Here is a 2,268-nt window from a genome sequence, read left to right as displayed (position 1 = left end):
CTGGCGGCAGGCAAACCATCGATAAAGACACTTTCTGACCCTCCTGCTATTTTTCGGGGGTGAGGTGGATGTTTGGGTTTAGCATGGGGAGTTAGCGGATCCCCCTGACGAGCTGCTGGTGATCCGTCAATAAATACTGTTGATGAGCCTGCGATGATGACGGTTTCGTAATAACCGTCATGCTGAGTACCTTTATCGCTGAGCTTGGCTGCTGCGGGCATGTTTTTCTCCAGGTTGTAATATAATCGTCATAAAAAACAAATGCTTTATTTGTAGGTATCGACAGATTTGATAGAAACCATGAGGTGTTCTCATTGCTGTAAAAATATCTTTATTTAATCCTTGTAATATAATGATTTGACTTTTCCTCCATCTATTTTTATATGAACTTGGTTGGACTTAATCATGAGGATGTTATTACTATTGATTCCCTTAAAATTAAATCTACTCATAAATGTTATTAACTGGTTACTTTCCGGGATATAATTGTTTTTTATCGGTGGTAAATGTGGTGGAATATGATATTGATGTGGATTATTTCCATCCCCAATCAAAGATAAAATTTTTTCATTTATATTTTGTTCAATAAACCATTCTTGTTTTACGAAGGTGAAATCAGTAGTTCTGATTATGTAGTTTTTAATATTAGGCATGAAATAATAATATTCATTAAGCATTATTTGAAAATGTACTTCACTATGAGGAGAAAGCTTATACCAGTCATCTTTTTCAAAAGAACTACGATAATCGCAAATGCTTCCTAAATAATCTAATGAGATATTAGCCGTGGATATAAAAAAAAGCATCCTACATAGTTTTATATCAGATGCGCTTTCTTTATTTTCTGTTGGTATATAAGGTAGAGATGTTGTCCGAATAAAATATGGGTAAGATTTTTCATTCTTAAAGGAAAGTGTTGCAAGTATATTATTATTATTATTTTTTACCGATAGTGAGAGATATAAACCGTTTAACGCTTGTTCATTAGTGTTAGCAACTTCAAATGATTTAAAACGCACGATAGGATAATTTGGTAAGTACCATTGCTTGGGATGTAGTTGAGCTTTTTCATATTCATATCCATTCCACCCTCTCATTCCATATCCGTATTTGATAATGGATAATTCATTTGCTGATAACCAGTTTGGTATAACTAATATCATTAATAATATTTTTTTGAAGTTAATTTTATTTAAATAAATGAAACGCTTCATTTTATTAAAGCTCTTATATTCTGTGATTTAAAGAATTAATCTGCGAAGGATAATGAAAAATAATTTATCACTCGTTTTTAATTTCTATTTCAAAGTATCTTTCAATATTGTAAGCATTGTCAAAAACAAGATCAAATTTATTTTCAGTAATTAATTTATTAGCTCCTTTCACATGCCCATTGTAGTCATCATTATCTTCTTGATAGGGCGATTGCTTATTCCCTTCAGAGTCATAATCTGATGTCCCCATTCCTCCACCATTAGGGTCTGTAAAAAATTTGGGTATATGGCTTAATTCGTGGCAAAGTGTAGACACCCGAGAGTCATGGCCGGTAAGTTTTGAGCATATGCGTTTCTTTTCATTACTGTCTTTTTTTCTCCGCCCTACAAAATTTATACCAATTTCAACCTTATAGTCCTTCTGTGGTTCCCCTGGTACTTTAGCACTAACTTCACGTGGTTCATTAATTTTGTTAATGAAACTTTTAATGGTCATTGTACTTTCCACATACCTAATTCGCCTAATACAATCTTCCATCACACCCTTTGCGCTTATTTTGACAAGATGTTGCTCTCCTCTTACAGGCATGTTTATATGAACAAATTCATCACCCCATATACCAAATATTGTATGGAATTCGTTCTTTTCTTTGTTTCCCCAAGTTTTAAGATCTTTCTCTCTTTGATTTAATACCTTATCCATAGCCTCTAATGTTTCTGTTATCATTGCATCAAAATCGTTTATTTTACATTGTTTAAAAACTATCATTTCTTTTGACGGTTTACCGTGCGTTTTATCACTCATTCTTCTTCTCCCCAACATGTATCAAAATCAGGATTGATAAGTTTTATTGCAATTTCTTCATCGTTATCTTGGGTAAATATTTCGGTATACCCATTCTGATCTGTCTCTCCATATATTTGAGTTCCATCTACAAAATATGCGATATAACGTATATTTGAATATGGTGCTTGTTCTTTATCAAAAAAATGAAATTGAAGATGATATTTATCAGAATCCTGATTTGTCAGTTGTAATGGACGAATGGCATTA

The 2,268-nt window shown here is 32.8% G+C and carries 3 protein-coding genes and 1 pseudogene; all 4 read right to left on the bottom strand.

Going from position 1 to position 2,268, the window contains the following annotated elements:
- A partial coding sequence (locus FDX19_RS24935; RefSeq protein ID WP_137384815.1) for a PAAR domain-containing protein occupies positions 1–221 on the bottom strand: 221 nt, incomplete at its 3' end.
- 114 nt (positions 222–335) lie between these two features.
- Positions 336–1,214 carry a hypothetical protein gene (locus tag FDX19_RS24930; protein WP_137384814.1) on the bottom strand — a complete coding sequence of 293 codons (879 nt, stop codon included), beginning with the start codon at positions 1,212–1,214 and terminating at the stop codon, positions 336–338.
- Between the two features lie 67 nt (positions 1,215–1,281).
- Positions 1,282–2,019: a hypothetical protein gene (locus FDX19_RS24925; protein WP_137384813.1), complete on the bottom strand. Its 738-nt coding sequence runs from the start codon at positions 2,017–2,019 to the stop codon at positions 1,282–1,284.
- Positions 2,016–2,268: pseudogene (locus FDX19_RS25220) on the bottom strand (hypothetical protein); the annotation flags it as partial. The gene FDX19_RS24925 and the pseudogene FDX19_RS25220, both read right to left, overlap by 4 nt.

The organism is Citrobacter sp. wls619, assembly GCF_005281345.1.
In the GTDB taxonomy this organism is placed as follows: Bacteria; Pseudomonadota; Gammaproteobacteria; order Enterobacterales; family Enterobacteriaceae; genus Citrobacter.
Note: the sequence above shows the minus strand (reverse complement) of the source record. Positions and strands in the feature narration are given on the sequence as shown.